This window comes from Bradyrhizobium sp. A11, from assembly GCF_042077125.1.
GTDB classification, from domain to species: Bacteria; Pseudomonadota; Alphaproteobacteria; order Rhizobiales; family Xanthobacteraceae; genus Bradyrhizobium; species Bradyrhizobium japonicum_B.
In genome coordinates this window covers 5,165,369-5,183,823 of record NZ_CP149509.1, presented here as the reverse complement: position 1 = coordinate 5,183,823, position 18,455 = coordinate 5,165,369, and the positions used below count along the sequence as shown (strand labels likewise).

Annotated in this window: 16 protein-coding genes; 13 read left to right on the top strand and 3 right to left on the bottom strand. The window is 62.0% G+C overall.

Going from position 1 to position 18,455, the window contains the following annotated elements; translation table 11 throughout:
* Positions 1 to 67 precede the first annotated feature (67 nt).
* The 4 genes from WI560_RS24440 to WI560_RS24425 all read left to right on the top strand — a co-directional run bounded on the left by WI560_RS24440 (position 68) and on the right by WI560_RS24425 (position 5,813).
* Complete coding sequence (locus tag WI560_RS24440) at positions 68 to 1,813, top strand: type I secretion system permease/ATPase (RefSeq protein WP_375305227.1); 1,746 nt, start codon at positions 68 to 70, stop codon at positions 1,811 to 1,813.
* Positions 1,810 to 4,158, top strand: a complete 2,349-nt coding sequence (locus tag WI560_RS24435; protein ID WP_375305226.1) for a calcium-binding protein — start codon at positions 1,810 to 1,812, stop codon at positions 4,156 to 4,158. The genes WI560_RS24440 and WI560_RS24435 overlap by 4 nt, the downstream gene beginning before the upstream one ends.
* 13 nt (positions 4,159 to 4,171) lie before the next feature.
* Positions 4,172 to 5,521 (top strand): HlyD family type I secretion periplasmic adaptor subunit, encoded by a 1,350-nt coding sequence (locus WI560_RS24430; RefSeq protein WP_375305225.1) that lies wholly within the window; start codon positions 4,172 to 4,174, stop codon positions 5,519 to 5,521.
* Positions 5,522 to 5,597: 76 nt separating this feature from the next.
* A complete protein-coding gene (locus WI560_RS24425) occupies positions 5,598 to 5,813 on the top strand; it encodes a hypothetical protein (RefSeq protein ID WP_375305224.1) in 216 nt (71 codons plus the stop codon).
* A gap of 547 nt (positions 5,814 to 6,360) precedes the next feature.
* On the opposite strand, the gene WI560_RS24420 is transcribed toward WI560_RS24425, so the two are convergent.
* From WI560_RS24420 to WI560_RS24410, 3 genes are read right to left on the bottom strand one after another with little or no spacing between them, the layout of a single operon-like run.
* The gene (locus WI560_RS24420) at positions 6,361 to 6,726 is read right to left on the bottom strand and encodes a hypothetical protein (RefSeq protein ID WP_375305223.1); all 366 of its coding nucleotides are present in this window, start codon (positions 6,724 to 6,726) and stop codon (positions 6,361 to 6,363) included.
* Positions 6,727 to 6,775: 49 nt separating this feature from the next.
* Positions 6,776 to 7,363: an ANTAR domain-containing response regulator gene (locus tag WI560_RS24415; RefSeq protein WP_375305222.1), complete on the bottom strand. Its 588-nt coding sequence runs from the start codon at positions 7,361 to 7,363 to the stop codon at positions 6,776 to 6,778.
* Complete coding sequence (locus tag WI560_RS24410) at positions 7,360 to 8,535, bottom strand: transporter substrate-binding domain-containing protein (protein WP_375305221.1); 1,176 nt, start codon at positions 8,533 to 8,535, stop codon at positions 7,360 to 7,362. The genes WI560_RS24415 and WI560_RS24410 overlap by 4 nt, the downstream gene beginning before the upstream one ends.
* Before the next feature lie 411 nt (positions 8,536 to 8,946).
* Here WI560_RS24410 and WI560_RS24405 point away from each other — a divergent pair, with 411 nt between their 5' ends.
* The 9 genes from WI560_RS24405 to WI560_RS24365 all read left to right on the top strand — a co-directional run bounded on the left by WI560_RS24405 (position 8,947) and on the right by WI560_RS24365 (position 18,409).
* Positions 8,947 to 10,347, top strand: coding sequence for an amidase (locus tag WI560_RS24405; protein WP_375305220.1), 1,401 nt, complete (start codon positions 8,947 to 8,949; stop codon positions 10,345 to 10,347).
* A gap of 17 nt (positions 10,348 to 10,364) precedes the next feature.
* Positions 10,365 to 11,360: an acetamidase/formamidase family protein gene (locus tag WI560_RS24400; RefSeq protein ID WP_375305219.1), complete on the top strand. Its 996-nt coding sequence runs from the start codon at positions 10,365 to 10,367 to the stop codon at positions 11,358 to 11,360.
* A gap of 32 nt (positions 11,361 to 11,392) precedes the next feature.
* On the top strand, positions 11,393 to 12,634 hold the full coding sequence (locus WI560_RS24395) for an urea ABC transporter substrate-binding protein (RefSeq protein WP_375305218.1): 1,242 nt from the start codon (positions 11,393 to 11,395) through the stop codon (positions 12,632 to 12,634).
* Positions 12,635 to 12,729: 95 nt separating this feature from the next.
* Positions 12,730 to 13,596 (top strand): branched-chain amino acid ABC transporter permease, encoded by an 867-nt coding sequence (locus tag WI560_RS24390; RefSeq protein ID WP_145658868.1) that lies wholly within the window; start codon positions 12,730 to 12,732, stop codon positions 13,594 to 13,596.
* Between the two features lie 12 nt (positions 13,597 to 13,608).
* A complete protein-coding gene (locus WI560_RS24385) occupies positions 13,609 to 14,673 on the top strand; it encodes a branched-chain amino acid ABC transporter permease (RefSeq protein ID WP_375305217.1) in 1,065 nt (354 codons plus the stop codon).
* 2 nt (positions 14,674 to 14,675) lie between these two features.
* Positions 14,676 to 15,395, top strand: coding sequence for an ABC transporter ATP-binding protein (locus WI560_RS24380; protein ID WP_375305216.1), 720 nt, complete (start codon positions 14,676 to 14,678; stop codon positions 15,393 to 15,395).
* Entirely contained in the window at positions 15,385 to 16,110 is a 726-nt protein-coding gene (locus tag WI560_RS24375; RefSeq protein ID WP_375305215.1) for an ABC transporter ATP-binding protein, read from the top strand. The genes WI560_RS24380 and WI560_RS24375 overlap by 11 nt, the downstream gene beginning before the upstream one ends.
* Positions 16,111 to 16,156: 46 nt before the next feature.
* Positions 16,157 to 16,918: an SDR family NAD(P)-dependent oxidoreductase gene (locus WI560_RS24370; RefSeq protein ID WP_375305214.1), complete on the top strand. Its 762-nt coding sequence runs from the start codon at positions 16,157 to 16,159 to the stop codon at positions 16,916 to 16,918.
* An 87-nt stretch (positions 16,919 to 17,005) separates the two neighbouring features.
* Positions 17,006 to 18,409 carry an amidase gene (locus WI560_RS24365; protein WP_375305213.1) on the top strand — a complete coding sequence of 468 codons (1,404 nt, stop codon included), beginning with the start codon at positions 17,006 to 17,008 and terminating at the stop codon, positions 18,407 to 18,409.
* Positions 18,410 to 18,455: the final 46 nt, after the last annotated feature.

The window sequence follows — 18,455 nt, the reverse complement described above, 5'->3', positions numbered from 1 at the left end:
ATGGAGGCGGATCGAACAATCCGCCTCCATCCTCTCCCTTTCTTTCTGAAGCGAGCGTTGGAGTCCAATGGCCAAGTCCAAAGAGTTGACGCCGGCAAAGCGCCGCAATCTTGAGGAGTTGACGCGTGGTTTCCGCGGCATCGCCCTGTTTCTGTTCTTGATTTCGGGAATGATCAACGTGCTGGCCCTGACCGGCTCGTTGTACATGATGCAGATCTACGATCGGGCCCTGACCAGCGGCAGCATCCCGACTCTCGTGGTTCTGTCGAGCCTGGCCATCGGACTTTATCTCTTTCAAGGCGGCTTCGACGTCGTTCGCTCGCAGGTGCTGGTGCGTGTCGGCGCGAGGCTGGACAAGAAGGTCGCTCCGCTGGCTCACCGGGTGGCGATCGACATGCCGCGTTACGGCTTCTCCACGTCCGAGGCGCTCGAACGTGGCCGGGACGTCGATACCGTCCGCGGCTTTCTCGGCAGCCAGGGACCCGCGGCGCTGTTCGACCTGCCGTGGATGCCGATCTATCTGGTGTTCATCTATCTCCTGCATCCACTCCTGGGCGCGTTGACCTTCGCGGGAGCCTTCATACTGACGGTCCTCACCGTGGTCAGCGAGATCATGACCAAGCATCTGAGCGTGTCCGCTCGGAAGGCCGCAATGGTCCGTAACACCATCGCAGATTCCAACGCACGCAATGCGGACGTTATCAAGGCAATGGGGTTTGCGAGCCGTGCGGTAGATCGATTCCATACGGCCAATGGCGAGCACCTCGAGCTTCAGACCAGGACGAATGATATCACGGGCACTTTCGCCGCCGTATCGCGGGTGCTGCGCATGCTGCTGCAGTCCGCCGTTCTTGGATTGGGTGCCTACCTCACCATCAAGGGTGAGCTCTCGGCCGGCGCGATCATCGCATGCTCTGTCGCCTCCGCACGCGCCCTGGCGCCGGTGGATCTCGCGATCGGCAACTGGAAAGCGTTCATCTCGGCGCGGATGGCCTTTCAACGGCTTCGCGACACGGTCGTGGCGCTTGCCGATGTCGACCAGCCGATGAAGCTGCCGGCGCCGAGCAAGCGGCTCAGCGTGGAAAAGGCAACGGTCGCCGTGCCCGGATCCGGACAGGTCATCCTGAGCGACGTCAGCTTCGAACTCGAGGCTGGCCAGGCGCTCGGCATTATCGGACCCAGCGCCGGTGGCAAGACCACCATGGTGCGCGCCCTTACCGGCATCTGGCCGTTGCTGCGCGGCAGCGTTCGCCTGGACGGCGCCGATCTCGGCCAATGGCAAGAGGACGATATCGGTCGTCACGTCGGCTACCTTCCGCAGGAGATCAGCCTGATGGATGCGACGATTGAAGAGAATATCTGCCGCTTCGAGCCGCAGCCGGACTATCAAAAAGTGGTCGAGGCAGCCAGGGCGGCCGGCGTTCACGAGATGATCGTAAAGATGCCGGAAGGGTATCGGACGCAGCTTGGCCCCCAAGGCGCGGCATTGTCCGCAGGTCAACGACAGCGCGTGGCGCTGGCGCGGGCGCTTTATGGCAACCCCTTCATTGTCATCATGGACGAGCCCAATTCCAATCTTGACGGCGAAGGCGAGGCGGCCCTGACCAGGGCGATCGAAGGCATCAGGGCGCGTGGCGGCATCACGATCGTGATTGCCCACCGGCCCAGTGCGCTCGTGGCCGTGGATATGGTCGCCATCGTCCAGAATGGCCGCATGACGGCGTTCGGAACGAAGAACGACATCATGACACCGGGCCTGCCGGCAAGACCTGCAACCGAAGAACTCCAAACGCAAGTGAGGAGGCCAGCATGATCACAGTTCAGGGGCTGAAACCGCAGTCACGGCCATCGCGACCAAAGCACGAAGATTACGTCGAGAAGGAGCCGGAGAAGAAAGGGATCTTGCCGATCGCTTTCCTGCTGTTCCTGACCGCAGCTGCGACGTACCTGAAGAGCTTTCTGCCGACGTCGGTGGAAGCGCACGAAGACCGGAAGACCAACAGGGATGACGGTTCCGAAGAGGAGAACGATGCGCCGGCAGCGGAAGCGAGCCTCGCAGATGAGGAAGATGCGGCCACAAACACGGACGCGCGCACTGCCAAGTCTTCCGACAACGTCGTGCCGATCAGGATCGTGCTGCCGCAGGAGATCAGCGAGTTCCTGGCCAATGACTCTCCGGCACTTGACTTCAACGGACGAGAGCGTCCCGGCCAGGTTCGCGTCGACAATGGCCCATTGGGAGATCCAGTCCGGGCGAACAATGATAATCGCCCGCAATCCGCGTCTTCCGATGGGGCGGGTGCCTCGGGCGGAGGGGGCGGAGGGGGCGGGGGAGGCGGAGGAGGCGGTGACGCCAAGCCTCGCGGACCGAGCCCCTTCCCTCCCCGTCCGGACCTGGACCTCGATATCGACCCTCAGCGCAATCGCGCGCCCCGGATCAGCGGACCGGTACAGCTGCGCAATGTGGTCGGCTGTGAGGCTCTGACGATCTCGCTCCTGGCCCTGTTGAGCGGTGCCACCGATCCGGACGGCGACATGATGAGGGTCGTCAATCTCACGGCAAGTTCCGGCGCCATCACACAGGCGCAGGACGGGAGCTGGTTGTTCGCCCGTGACGATGGCATGCTCGGCGAGGTGACGCTGACCTATACCATCACCGACGGCTTCGCGTTCGTCGTGCAGACGGCGCACTTCAGCGTCATCGAAGCGCCGCTGGTCATCGGGACGGCTGCCGACGACAACCTTCTCGGCACGCAGTGCGCCGATCGGATCGACGGCCGGGACGGCGACGACAACATCGACGCCCGCCAGGGCAATGACATCATTATTGGCGGCCTGGGCGACGACCACATCGTCGCCGGGGGCGGCAACGACATCGTCTATGCCGGGGAAGGCAACGATCTGGTGTTCGCGGGCGCGGGAAACGACGTGGTGTTCGGAGGTGCCGGTCACGACCGTCTTTATGGCGAGGACGGCGATGACACCATCATGGGAGAAGATGGAGACGACGTCATTTCAGGCGGCGGTGGCGCCGACATCCTAATCGGTGGCGCCGGCCATGATTCCGTTCAGGGCGATGCGGACAATGACAGGATCGATGGCGGTGGCGGCAATGACACCCTCGCCGGTGGTGCCGGCGACGACGTGATTGTCGGGGCCGCCGGCGATGATCTTCTGTTCGGTGGCAACGGCAATGACCTGTTGGCGGATGGCACGGGTAGCGACAGGGCACACGGCGATGCCGGAGACGACTATTTCATAGCCGCGCTCGACGAGGCCAACGATACCTACGACGGTAGTGACGGGTTGGACACCATCGATTTTTCCGCCGCGAGGGAGAGCGTTGCCATCGACCTCGGAAATGGAACGGCGGAGGGACGCGAGATAGGTCATGATAGGGTCGCTGGAGTGGAGACGATCATCGGCGGAAGCGGCAACGATCATGTCGATGCGGAATCAATGACGGCTGACGTGACCATGAGCGGCGGCGAGGGGAACGACCTTCTCCAAGGAGGCGCCGGGAATGACAGCGTTTCGGATGGTTCAGGAGGTGACACAGTTTCTGTCGGCGGCGGCAACGATCATGTCGTTGCGGCGGCCGACGTGGCCGATGACACCTATGATGGAGGAACCGGAGAGGACACGCTCGATTATTCGACCGCAACCCTCAGTATCACGGTCGACCTCGAAGAAGGGACTGCCGACGGTCTCGATGTCGGGCACGACTTGATTGCAGCCTTCGAGAAGATCATTACCGGCTCGGGCGATGACCACATTGTCGCCGCTGGATCGAACTCCATCTCGATGACGGGAGGCGACGGCGACGACACCTTCGAGTTCAGGAGGACGGGCGATGATGACCAGGCGCTGACGGTCCGCAAGATCACTGACTTTACGGTGGGGGATCGAATAGTAGCTGCGACATACGAGATCAGTGTCCTCGGGGAGGGCGGTGTCGACGAGACAATCTCGGATATGTTCGAGGATGTCTATCTTTCGACAACCGGAGACAAGCGGCCGGTACGGTTTCGGTTCGAAGAGACGGACAGCAACAAGATGACGTTGGTGGACGTGCACGATCGACCTAACACGGACGAGTTCTTCACGATCCAGGTCGAGGGGCATCATCACCTTCACTTCACGGTAGCGGTCAGCTGAGGCAATAACGTCCATGAAACACACCGACCCGAGAGAACTTGCAACCGCGTTGCCGACCAATCCCGGCAGCATCGAGAGATCGCTCCGGCTATGGCCAAGGATAGTCGGCGGACTGTCGCTTGTGGTTGTATTGGTGATCGGCTGTGGCGGGTGGGCGGCGATAGCCAAGCTGGAAGGGGCCATCGTCGCCAGCGGTACCGTCAAGGTCGACGAAAACCTGAAGGAGGTGCAGCATCGGGATGGTGGCATCGTGAAAACGCTGTCGATTCGCCAGGGCGATTTCGTCCGCGAAGGACAGATCCTGGCGACTCTGGACGACGTGCAAATCAAGGCAGAACTCCTTATCGTCAGGTCACAGCTGGGGGAAGCGCTGGGCCGTCAAGCGCGACTGATTGCGGAGCGCGACAACCTCCCTTCGATCGAATTCCCGGCCGACCTCGGGCGCATTTCGACCGCCTCGGAGGTGGTGATCCAGGGTGAACGCCGACTGTTCGCGGGCAACAAGTTGGGGAGGGATAGCCAAAAGGAGCAACTCGAGCTCAGCGTCAGCCAGACCCTGGAGGAGATCAAGGGAATGGAAGCGCGGCTCGCTGCCAAAGAACACGAGATCCAATTGGTTGGTGCCGAGCGCGACAAGCTGGACGCTCTCTTCGAGAAGAAGATCGTTGAGTATACCCGGGTCTATTCAGCTCACCGCGACTGGGCGCGAATACTGGGAGAACGCGGCGAGATCTCTGCGGGTATTGCCCGGGCTAAGGTCCGTGCCAGTGAAATCAGGGTTCAGATCATCGCCGTAGATCAAAACGCCAGCACGGAGGCGCAACGCGACTTGCGGACCGTAGACGCCCGCATCGCCGAGCTAAGCGAACGAAAGTTGGCGATCGAGGATCGTCTGTCTCGCACCGAAATCAGGTCTCCGGTTGCGGGTTACGTCAATGAGCTTTTTATTCATACCGTCGGCGGCGTTATTACGCCGGCTGCGAAGATCGCGACGATCGTACCCCAGCATGCAGAGCTCAAGTTCGAGATCAAGATCTCGCCGGCCGATATAGACCAGGTGAGAGAAGGGCAGTCCGCCCGCGTTCGTCTAACTGCGTTCAACCGCAACACAACGCCGGAGATGAGGGGATCTGTCGTCATGCTTTCTCCCGCTTCGGCGCGCGATCCCTCAAATGGGCAGGAGTACTATGTTGCATTCGTTAATCTGCTCCCCACCGAGGATGCGATCGCCAAACTTCATGGTTTCAAGCTTGTTCCCGGCATGCCGGCAGAGGTGTTCATTTCAACACAGGAAAGGACAGCGGCGTCATATTTGGTGAAACCTTTCACCGATCAGATGAACCGCGCCTTCCGGGAGCGTTAATTTTTTGGGCGGGGACACGGAACAGGGACGCGTCAAGCAGCGAAGTGCCCGGAATGCCATCGAATTGAAAGCGTTGATGAAGATAGTCAACGGCATTCGGCGCGACGGCTACATGTTCTCAAAGCACATCATCGTCCAGGATGCCGGGGTGATTGCAGTCCTGCTGCCAAAGCGCGACTTTGGGCGCAATCTGGTCCTCGGCGTGGGCGGCCCGGTCTCCCGTCTTGAGGAGCGGCAGGACGAGATACTGGCTTGTATCGGCGAAGGGATCGCCATTCTTGCCGCGACCTGACACCTCAGAGAGAAAAGAGCTGGGTCCAAGCCCGCAGATGAAAACCTCCCGACCTTGATGGCCGATTTGCGCCCGAAGTAGACGCGTTTAACTTTCAGCGGGTCTATGTCCAGTTTGCCCCTAGACATCTCAGTCTGTTAGGAATTATTTCCGTATTGCGATTGCTATCGCAGGAGGATATTTCGGCAGCCTCCTTTTGCGCTGCGGCCCACTAGCCGATAAACCGCTGCTCGGCATAATCTCCGAAGAAGAGTCCCTGACCACCGATTGACCACCTAAACCGCGCGTACAAACGGCAATAAAGGTCATCAATTTCGAATTGTCTTTTCGAATCTCTTCTACTGCTGCTTACGTTCGGGACGCTGGGGTCGCAGGTGCTGGAGACGCGCCGAGCAATTTGCATTTCGACTATAACTTATTGATTTGGATAGTGCGGTTCTGGTGCCTGTTTACAGCTAAGTACTTGTGAGTGCGTCTAAAAGGCGAGACTCTTAATCAGCGGGTCCCAGGTTCGAGCCTTGGTGCGCCCACCATATAAATCATGACCTTAGCGAGAGAGACCGTTTGAGAAGGCCGAACTAAACAGTTTTTCAAACGGTGTTTTTGACGGCCAGGTGGCGAGTCCACTCTCGGCATCGTGATGATGTGCCATGCTCGTCACGGCGGAGGCCAAAGGCGTCTCGAAGGCCGCCCGACAGAACCGCTTCCTCACTGTTGTTGTATCTGGGTCAGTGGGCTTCTTCTCACTCTGTTCAATGTCATCGGCGACGCATTGGGGCAACTGCGCCGCGCTGTCATCGAAATAGTGCTTGAAGTCGACGTGGACCCTCATGTTGTCCGGGCGGTAGGTCGCCATGCGATCGTAGAGAAGAACGGACGCCGCCTCGAAACGCCGATAGACCGATTTGTGCATCGGTGATCTCGATTCTTCCGTCTCGGGATCGTTCCCAGCAGGAAGCAATCTAACCCGTTGCGCGCGGAAGCATGCCCCTTGCCGTTATCTCCGCCGAGAGTTCTTCGATCGTCTTGCGCTGCTCCATCGCAGTTCTTCGGATCAGTGCAAAGGAAGCAGGTTCGGCGAGCGCATGCGAATGCATTACCTGAAGAACGGCGGCGAGCACGATGCGACGTGACCGCAGACGCTGTTCGAGCTTGAAGATCTGTTGTTTCAACTCGCTCGTGCGTTCGTTCCGCTCGAATGCCATGACGAGAGCTGCATAGATGCCGGCCGATCGCAACGGCTTGATGAGAAACGAAGCTGGATCGAGTTCGAACACTAGCTTGAGTCGGCTTGGCGTCTCTGTGCCGAGCAGGGCGATGACAGGTGATCGCGTCAGGAATGCGCGTTGCGCCGGTTGCAGCAGGGGAAGGAATTCGTCGTCGATCAACGACAAATCCGGTGCGAAGTCGACGGGCTCCGCCGGCGTCCATGCGACACCCTCGAGTCCCAGACGCTCGAACTGGCGTCGCACGATGGTTGCGTCGCGTTCGTCTTTGATGGCGACGAGAGCCTTGCGTCCGCGTAGCGAAAATGAAGACGGTCTGCTCATTTCACAACCCGCAAATGCGGCGCGTTCGGCAATGCGCCGCCCGCCGAGGTTTCTTTCGACGGGCTGACGGCGACGTCGAGCTGCGTCAGGTAGGGATCAGGCTTAACAGGCGCGTCGGCTTCCCAGAAGATATCAAACTGTCCTTGCGGGTTGGAGACGGCAAGCCGCGGTGTAAGGACGCAATGATTGTTGCCGCCGTCGATCCACACCGGCCCTTGCGGCGAATTGTAGCGATATCCCGCCGCGGCGCGCCGCACTTCGGCAATGTCGGACGTGCCCGCGCGCTGCAGAGCGCGCGCCAGCAGATACACCGCGACATAGGCGGATTGACCGTCGACGGAGGGACTGCTGTCCTCGCCATAGCGAGCCCTCCAGCGCGCGACGAAGGCGCGGTTCTCCGGCAAGCGAATGCTCTCGAAATAGGCTGACGACGTGATACAGCCGGCCGATGCAGGCCCGACGATCGCTAGTTCCGGCTCGCACAGGCTGCAACTCAGCATGGGAATCTCCAGGCCGGCAGCCTTGGTGCCGGCGTTGAAGGCGCGGATGAAGTCGTAGCTCGAGCTTCCGACCAGAGTGTTGAACACGATTGGCGGCTTTCGGCGAACGATCTCGTCGACGATGTGCCCGACGGCGCTTTCGCCGAGCTCGAGCAGTCGTTCCGCGAGGATGTGGCCGTTTGCCGCGCTGACCAATTCGCGGGTGACGCGATTGGTCTCCCATGTCCAGACGTAGTTGGAGCCGACGCAGAAAAATTCCCGAGACAGATTGTCGAGAACGTAGCGGACCAGAGGCAACACGTTGTGATTGGGCGAGGCGCCGACATAAATCACGTTGTCCGAGCACTCGAAGCCCTCATAGCGGGCGGGATACCAGAGCAGGCGATCGGTGCGCTCCACGATTGGGAGCACCTGCTTGCGCGAGGCCGAGGTGTAGCAGCCGATGATGTGCTCGACCCCGACGTTGCGGATGAGGTCGTCGCAGACCGTGTGATATTCGGAGACGATGCCGCGGGGGTCGCGGATATGGGGCGCGATCGAGAAGTCGAACTCCGCCTGGCCGTTGATCTCGTCGACCGCCATGATCGCGCTCTTGAGGATCTCGCGGCCCATCGCCTGATATGGCCCGGACTGCGAGCAGACGATGCCAACGGGAACAGACGGCTTTGTCATTGACGGCTTTCGGTCGCGGAACGCGAACATGAAATCATCATCGCCGACGACAGCGCAAGTGGCTTGCCCTTTTGCTGCGCAGCACTCTCGAAATTTAGGCAGGCAGCATCGTTGACAACACGATGGGCAGTTACTTAGACTTTTCTCCTACAGGGCGACCTGTCGAACCTCGCGTGCGCTGATCTGGCCGATGACGTCCAGCTCTTTGCTACCTAATTGCTTCGTTCGATCACGGACCCTAAGCGACAGATCATAGCCGCGGCATTTGAGCCATTCGTCACCTCATTCGGGAGGGGCGGGTGGCTTTTTTCGTTTTGCCGCCAGGACAGCTGGCGATGCGTCCGCATCGCCAGAACGGTGACGCATGCGCCTGACGACGGTGTGTCATGTCGAGCAAGAGGATGAGGAGCAATGGCGGCAACAGATCTCCATTATCTTGGACTCGTCGAGATCGGACAAAAGCTCCAGGCAAAGGAACTGTCATCGGTCGAAGTCACCAAGGCGTTGCTCGGCCGGATCGACGAGCTCGACGGCAAGCTCAGGAGTTTTGCGTATGTCATGGCCGACTCGGCGCTTGCGGAAGCAGCCGCGGCCGAGAAGGAGATCGCCTCTGGCAAAATCAAGGGGCCGCTGCACGGTGTGCCGGTGGCGGTGAAGGATCTCTGCTGGGCGAAGGGCGCACCTGCCGCGCATGGCATGACGATCCATCGCGACTTCCGCCCCACTGAGGATGCAACGGTCGTCGCGCGGCTGAAGGATGCCGGCGCGATCATCCTCGGCAAGCTGCAGCAGACCGAAGGCGCTTACGCCGACCATCATCCGAAGATCGACCCGCCGAGAAATCCGTGGAATGCGGATCTCTGGCCCGGTGCCTCTTCGAGCGGCTCCGGCGTTGCGACCGCGGCGGGCCTCTGCTTCGGCTCGCTCGGTACCGATACCGGCGGGTCGATCCGCTTTCCGTCCGCGGCGAACGGAGTCACCGGACTTAAGCCGACCTGGGGACGGGTCAGCCGTTATGGCGCATTCGAGCTTGCGGCGACGCTGGACCACATCGGTCCGATGGCGCGGAGTGCGGTCGATTGCGGTGCCATCCTCGGCGTGATCGCCGGGCAGGATCCCAAGGATACAACAGCGGTGCCGCTGGCCGTGCCCAATTATCTCGCCGGCCTGACCGGCGATCTGCGCGACGTGACGATCGGCGTCGACCGGCGCTGGACCAGCGAAGGCACCGACGGCGATGCGGCCAGGGTGCTGGCCGAGGGTTTGCGGGTGGCGGCCGATCTCGGGGCGAAGATCAAGGAAATTGCGTTTCCCGATCCCAAGGCGATCATCGACGACTGGTTCCCGCTCTGCGGCATCGAAGTCGCGGTCGCGCACGAGGATACCTATCCGGCGCGCAAGGCCGAATACGGCCCGGCGCTGGCCGGCCTGCTCGATCTCGGACGGCAACAGTCCGGTATGGACTACCAGAAGATCGTGCTCCGCCGCGAAGCGTTTCGCGGCGCTGTGCGCGCGCTGTTCGAGACGGTCGATCTCCTCGCGATCCCGGCCCAGGCGTTTGCGGCGCCGACGCTTGCCAAGATGGCAGCGCTCGGAGAGGACGCCTCGCTGATCGGAGGCCTGCTCCGCTTTACATGTCCGTTCGACATGACGGGAAGTCCGACCGTGACGTTGCCCGGCGGCTTCGCGGCGAATGGCGGCCCGGTCGGCTTCCAGTTCGTCGGGCGTCATTTCGACGAGGCACTCCTCGTTCGCGCGGGCGATGCGTTCCAGCGCGTGACCGACTGGCACAAGCGTCATCCCGCGATCTGAATCGAGGAGCCGATCACATGTCCGAAGACTGGTTGAAGACATCCATCATGGCCAGGCGCGCCGTCGCCAAGGGCGCGAGCGGCACGACCCATAGTCTCTCGATCGAGCAGCAGGGCGGCTTCCACTACGTCTACGGTCCTTATGCCAAGCCGACCCTGTCGATAGATCCCGGCGGAGTGGTCGTCGTAGAGACCGAAGATGCCTTTGGTGGCGCGCTTACCAAGGAGACCGACAGCCCTACCGCGAAGTTGAACTTTCCCTATCTCAATCCGCAATGTGGGCCGATCGCGGTGAATGGCGCCAGGAAGGGCGATTGCCTTGCGATCTACATTCGCGACGTCGAGACTCGCGGCGAGCAGCCGGCCGGCACGACCTGCATCATCCCTGAATTCGGCGGACTGGTCGGGACAGGCTCGACGGCGCTGCTCAATCCGCCGCTGCCGGAACGCGTGAAGAAAGTGCGTGTCGACAGGAACGGCGTGCGCTGGAACGACAGGCTCACGCTGCCCTACGAGCCCTTCATCGGCACGATCGGCGTCTCGCCGGAGATCGAGGCGATCTCTTCGCTGCAGCCGGACTATCACGGCGGCAACATGGATCTTCCCGACGTCGCGCCCGGCGCCATCATCTATTTCCCGGTGCACACCGACGGCGGGATGCTCTACGTCGGCGACTGCCACGCCACGCAGGGCGACGGTGAGCTCTCCGGCGTGGCGCTGGAGCAGCGCGCGACCGTCACGCTGCAGGTCGACCTGATCAAGGACTGGACCTTTGCCTGGCCGAGGCTCGAGACCAAGGACTTCATCATGACGATCGGCAGCGCGCGTCCGCTCGAGGACGCGGCCCGCATCGCCTATCGCGAGCTCGTGCGGTGGATGGCGGCCGATTACGGCTTCGATGAGATCGACGCCTACATGCTGCTCAGCCAGGCCGGCCGCATGCGCCTCGGCAACATGGTCGACCCCAAATACACGATGGGGGCATCGATCCTGAAGAATTACCTCAAGCCATGACGTCAGCACTTTCAACAACAGGGGACATCACGATGAATTCGGGACGTAAGTTGCGTGCTATTCTGCTCGGCGCGATGCTCGGTACGGCAGCATCGATCGTTGGCGCTCATGCAGCGGAACCGCCGCTGAAGATAGGTCTGCTCGAGGACGTGTCGGGCGACCTCGCTTTCATGGGTATGCCGAAGCTGCACGGCTCGCAGCTCGCCGTGGAGGAAATCAACAAGAGCGGCGGCATTCTGGGCCGGCAGATCGAGCTCATCCATCTCGATCCGCAGGGCGACAATGCGCGCTATCAGGAGTTTGGCCGGCGTCTGCTCAACCGCGACAAGGTCGACCTGCTGATCGGCGGCATCACCTCTGCCTCGCGCGAGGCGCTGCGTCCGATCGTCGATCGGACCACGACGCCGTACTTCTACACCAACCAGTACGAAGGCGGCGTCTGCGACGCCAGCATGATCAGCATGGGCGCGGTGCCGGAGCAGCAGTTCTCGACGCTGATTCCCTGGATGGTCGAGAAATTCGGCAAGAAGGTCTATGTCATCGCCGCCGACTACAATTTCGGTCAGATCTCGGCGGAGTGGAACCGCAAGATCATGAAGGATCTCGGCGGCGAGGTCGTCGGTGAGGAGTTCATCCCGCTCGGCGTGTCGCAGTTCGCGCAGACCATCCAGAACATCCAGAAGGCAAAGCCCGACTGGCTGCTGACGATCAACGTCGGTGCCGCGCAGGATTCGTTCTTCGAGCAGGCGGCCGCGGCCAACCTCAACCTGCCGATGGGCTCGTCGATCAAGGTCATGCTCGGCTTCGAGCACAAGCGCTTCAAGCCGCCGGCACTCAACAACATGCACGCGACCGCGAACTGGTTCGAGGAGATCGACACGCCGGAGGCGACTGAGTTCAAGAAGCGCTGGCGCGCCAAATTCCCCGACGAGCTCTACATCAACGACATGGGCTACAACGCCTATAACGCGCTCTACATGTACAAGACACTGGTCGAGAAGGCGAAGTCGACCAAGCTCGAGGACATGCGCAAGGTGATCGCGACCGGCGATGCCTGCATCGACGCTCCCGAGGGCAAGGTCTGCATCGATCCGAAGAGCCAGCACACCTCGCACCGCATGCGCCTGATCTCGGTCGGGCCGAAGCACGAGGTGAAGGTCGAGAAAGACTACGGCACGATCCAGCCGTACTGGCTGGGCGAGATCGGCTGCGATCTGACCAAGAAGAACGACAAGGATCAGTACACGCCGAGCCATCTCCCCAAGAAGTCGTGACACGCGGGCACGGAACTTGCTCGTGATGAATGTCACGATCTCGAACAAGGCCGGCACCGCAACGATGCGGTGCCGGGAACGGCAAGGGGACCAAGATGTCGGCTGAGTTGTTTTCGCTGTTCTACCAGTTCGCCGACGTGTTCGCGTTCCTCATTCTCTCGGCCGCAGGCCTCGCCATCGTGTTCGGCATGATGGGCGTCATCAACATGGCGCATGGCGAGTTCATCATGTGCGGCGCCTATGTCACCGTTGGCCTGGTGAACCTCGGCGTGCCGCTCGCGATCGCCCAGATCCTGGCCGCAGTGACCGCGGGTCTCATCGGTGTCCTCGTCGAGTTCCTGGTGGTGCGGCGCTTCTACAAGCGGCCGCTGGATTCGCTGCTTGCGACCTGGGGGCTCAGCCTGATCGTGACGCAGTCGATGCTCCTGATCGTCGGCTCCGCCGTGCGCGGCATCGGAACGCCCGAGGGAAGTTTTGCCATCGGCGGCTACACGTTCTCGACCTATCGCCTCGTGCTGTTCGGCTGCGCCGTGGCGGTGCTGGCCGGTCTCTACATCATCTTCATGAAGACGCGGTTCGGCGTGATCGCCCGCGCGACCATGCAGAATGCGGCGATGGCGAAGGCGCTCGGCGCCCGCACCGGTCGCATCTATGCCATCAGCTTCGGAATCGGCACCGGCCTCGCTGGACTGTGCGGAGCGCTCTACGCGCCGACCATGACGCTGATCCCGACCATGGGGGCGACCTTCGTGGTCGAGAGTTTTGTGACCGTCGTGATCGGAGGAGCCAACGTGCTGCTCGGAACGGCGCCGGCCGCCGTCTTCCTGGCGATGATCCGGATGGCGCTAAACGCTAGCTACGGCCAGATAATAGGGCAGATCGGTATGCTGGTGGCCGTCATCCTGATCATTCGCGTGTTGCCCGAAGGGCTCTCCAGCGTGCTGGTTCGTCGTGGGCGCTAGGGGGAAACGTTGATGTTGAAGCTGCTCGAAGGCCCACAGACGCTCGGACGCGGCAGGATGTTCTGGACCTGTTTCCTCGTTGTGTTGGGGGGAGCGCTGGCCTACCCGCTGTTCGCCGACTCCTACGATGTCGGCAATTTCGCCTACTTCCTGATCTGGATTTTCATGGCGCTCGGCCTCTGCCTGATGTGGGGCTATGGCGGCATGCTGTCGTTCGGCCAGACCCTGTTCTTTGGCATCGCCGGTTACGGTTACGGCGTGCTTGCGATCAACATGGGCGGCGGCACCGCGACGATCGCCGCGCTCGTGCTCTCCGTTGCCATCGCGATGATCGCGGCGGGCATCCTCGGCTATTTCATGATCTGGGGCGGCATCAACGGCATCTTCTTCGGCATCGTAACGCTGTCCGCAACGCTGGTGCTCGCCTTCTTCCTCGGACAAACGGCCGGACCGGAATGGCACATCGGCTCGGCGCGGCTGAACGGCTTCAACGGCATGAAGGGTATGGACCCTCTAACGGTGGGGGACGTCTACGTCGAGGGATCGGCGCTCTACTACGTCATGGTCGCACTGATTGTGATCGTCTATCTCGCGCTGCGCATGCTGGTGAACTCGGGCATTGGCAACGTCATCGTGGCGACGCGGGAGAATCCCCAGCGTGCGGAGATGCTGGGCTACGACGTCCGCAAATATCAGCTGCTGACCTTCGTGATCGGCAGCGGCCTCGCCGGCCTCAGCGGCGCGCTCTACACATCCTGGGGGCAGTTCATCACGCCATCCAGCATCGGCTTGCCGGCGGCCGCGATGCCGATCGTATGGGTGGCCTTCTCCGGGCGCAGCGATCTGACTGCAACGCTGGTTGGGTCGTTCCTGCTTCTCTTCGGCTTTCAGACCATCACCGTCTACAGCCAGCAGGCGGCGCTGGTGCTGATGGGGGCGCTGCTGCTCGCCACCGTGATGCTGGCGCCGCAAGGCTTCGTGCTCGGCATCGGCAAGCTCGCCGCCGACTGGTGGCAGGCACGCCGGCGGCGCAGCGACGTAGCCGAAGCCGGCCGCCTGCAACCGGAAGAGTCCTGATCATGGCTTTGGTCGAAGTTAAGGGCGTTTCGAAGCGCTTCGGCGGGCTGACGGCGGTCTCGGGCGTCGACCTCACGGTCAATGCTGGCGAGATCCACTGCCTGATCGGACCCAACGGCGCTGGCAAGAGCACGCTGTTCAAGCTGATCGTCGGCCTCTATCCGCCGACCGAGGGCAACATCCTGTTCGACACCGTCGATATCACGGCCGAGCGGCCCTACGCGCGGGTGCAGCGGGGCATGAGCATCAAGATGCAGGCCCCGAGCGTCTTCAAGGAATTGCCTGTCCGCCAGAACATCCAGACCGCGCTGCAGGAGCGTCTGTCGGGCCCGGAACGCATCGCCGAGGAAGACCGCCTGCTGACGCTGCTCAATCTCGCGGCGGATTGCGACAAGCTCGCAGGCGCGCTGTCGCACGGCCAGCAGCAATGGCTCGAAATAGGAATGGCGCTGGCGCTGAAGCCGCAACTGCTGTTGCTGGACGAGCCGACCGCCGGCATGTCTCCGGAGGAGACCTTCAAGACCGGCGAACTGATCAAGTCGTTCAACGCAGAAGGCATGACGGTGCTCGTGGTCGAGCACGACATGGCCTTCGTGCGCCAGGTCGCCCAGCGCGTCACAGTGCTGCATCTCGGTAAGATTTTCGCTCGGGGCAATCTCGAGAGCATCCTGCAGGACGAGAAGGTCGCTGAAATCTATCTCGGGAAAACCCATGCTCACTAAGCCCGATGCCGCCGACCGGATTCTGGACGTTTCGGAACTATGGGCCGGATACGGTGCGACACCGATCCTGCAGGGGGTGACCATGTCGGTCTCGCGGGGCGAGATCGTCGGCGTGATCGGCCGCAACGGCGTCGGTAAGTCGACCCTGATGCGATGCATCATCGGGCTGCTCCAGACCTGGCGCGGCACCATCAGTTTCGTCGGACAAGACGTGACCTCGCTGGAGGCCGACGCACGGGCGAGGGCGGGCTTCGGTTACATCCCGCAGGGGCGCGACGTGTTTCCGCAGATGACGGTCGAAGAAAACCTCGAGGTCGGTCGCTTGATCGGCGGTCCCGGAGGCAAGAAGTTGCCGGAGCTCGTCTACGAGTATTTTCCGCGGCTCAAGGAGCGCCGTCGGCAGGCAGCCGGCACCATGTCGGGCGGCGAGCAACAGCAGCTCGCCATCGGTCGCGCGCTGATCGGCAATCCGTCTCTGATGATCCTGGACGAGCCCTCCGAGGGTATCCAGCCGTCGATCGTTCAGCACATCTGTGAGGCGCTTCGGTCGTTCCGCAACGAGCTCGGAACCACCATCGTCTTCGTCGAGCAGAACCTCGACACGATCCTGGCGATCGCCCAACGCTGCTACATCATGGAGAAGGGCAAGATTACGCGGTCGCTCGCGGGCGCCGAGGTCAACGAGGACAACGTGCGCGAACAGCTTCTGCTCTGAACGGCCTCAGGCGTACTTTCAAGTCGTCAATAGGGAGGGAACGAACATGGATCTCGGACTCAAGGGCGCAAAGGTTCTCGTCACAGGTAGCACCAAGGGGATCGGCAGGGCGATCGCCGACACCTTCGCGGCAGAAGGGGCCAATGTCGGCATTTGCGCGCGCAACCAGGCTGACGTCGATAGCGCAGTCACTGCGATCAAGGCGAAGGGCGTCGCCGCGTTCGGCGGCTCGGTCGACGTTTCCAATGGTCCGGCGCTCAAGGCCTGGGTAGAGGATATGGCCACCAAGCTCGGCGGCATCGACATTGTCGTCGCCAATGTCAGCGCGTTATCGATCGGGCAGGACGAGGAGAGCTGGGAGAAGGAGTTCTCCACCGACATGATGGGCACGGTGCGGCTGATCAATGCGGCGATGCCATACCTGGAGAAGAGCATGGCCGCCGCGATCGTCACCATCTCCAGCGTGTCGGGCCGCGAGGTCGATTTCGCCAGCGGTCCCTACGGCACATTCAAGGCCGCGATCATCCACTACACGCAGGGGCTCGCCTTCCAGCTTGCCGGCAAGGGCATCCGCGCCAACTCGGTGTCGCCGGGCAACACCTATTTCGAGGGCGGCGTTTGGAATCAGATCAAGGACGGCAATCCCGAGCTGTACAAGACTGCGCTGGCGCTCAATCCGACCGGCCGCATGGGCACGCCGCAGGAAATGGCAAACGGCGCGGTCTTTCTTGCCAGCAAGGCTGCGAGCTTTATCACCGGGACCAACCTCGTGGTCGACGGTGCGCTCACGCGCGGGGTGCAGTTTTAGGCGTATTCCGAGCCGCGCAGCGGCGAAACCGGGCCGCCAGCGGCGGCGGCGGGCAGGGCCGTTTTCCGACAATAACAGGGCTGTCAGATGTCAGCAGATCCAATCCACTACAAGTCGATCACCGAGCTCTCCGAGCTGTTTCGTCGCGGCGAGCTTCTGCCCTCGAAAGTGACCGAGGCCATGCTGAGCCGGATCGCCAGGCTCGACGGCAAATTCCACGGCTATGCGCTCGTCCTTGCCGAGCGCGCCATCGCACAGGCGAAGCGCTGTGACGCCGAGTTCGCCAAGGGCATCTGGCGCGGGCCGCTGCACGGCGTGCCGATCGGACTGAAGGACCTCTGCTACACGACCTTTGCGCCGACGGCCGGTGGCACCATGATCCACGCCAAATTCGTCCCGTCCTTCAACGCGACGATCGTGGACCGGCTCGAACAGGCCGGCGCCGTCACGCTTGGCAAGCTAAAAATGACCGAGGGCGCCTACACCAGCCACCATCCGAACGACCAGGCGCCGCTCAATCCCTGGGGTGTCGATTACTGGGTCGGCTCGTCCTCGAGCGGATCGGGCGTGGCGACGTCGGCGGGGCTCTGCTTCGGCTCGATCGGTAGCGACACCGGCGGCTCAATCCGGTTTCCGTCGGCAACATGCGGCCTGACCGGGATCAAGCCGACCTGGGGACGCGTCAGCCGCTATGGAGTCTTCCCCCTGGCGGATTCGCTCGATCATGCCGGGCCGATGTGCCGGAGCGCAGCCGATGCAGCCGCCATGCTCGGCGTCATCGCCGGCGCCGATGTCAACGATCCGACGGCCCTGCAGGCGCCGGTGCCGGACTATCTCGCAGGTATCGGTGGCGGGGTCCGAGGCCTGCGGATCGGCGTAGACCGCAGCTACACCCAGAACGGAATCGATCCGCAAGTGGCCGCCGCGTTGCTGGAAGCCGAGCGGACGCTCGCTGCGCTTGGCGCCGATATCCGCGAAGTCAAGTTCCCGGCCTACGAGAAGCTCGTAAGCATGTGGATTCCGATGTGTTCGATCGAGACCGCAGAGGCGCATCTCGAAACCTATCCGTCCCGGAAGTCGGAATACGGCCCCGATCTAGCGCAGTTGATCGAGCAGGGCAGATCGATGAGCGGCGTCGAGATCGCGCAGATCCATCACGAGAGGCTGAAGTTCTGCGGCAGCTTGGCGGCCCTGTTTGCCGATATCGACCTGCTCCTGATCCCCACCATGCCCGTGCCGATTCCGACGCTGACCAAGATGGGCGAGTACGGCGCGGATCCGAACGTGCTGCTCAGCATCTTGCGCTTCACCGCGGTGTTCGACTTCTCGGGCAGTCCGACTATCACGCTGCCGAATGGCATGGCGTCGGATAACCTGCCGCTGAGCATGCAGCTCGTCGGCCCGCACCTGTCGGAGGATGTGCTCGCCCGCGCCGGGCATGCGTTCCAGTCGGTGACGGACTGGCACACTCGTCGTGCCCCGATCGATTGACTTTTTGGCCCGGTCGGGGGCCGAACCACTGCTTTTCGCATCACTC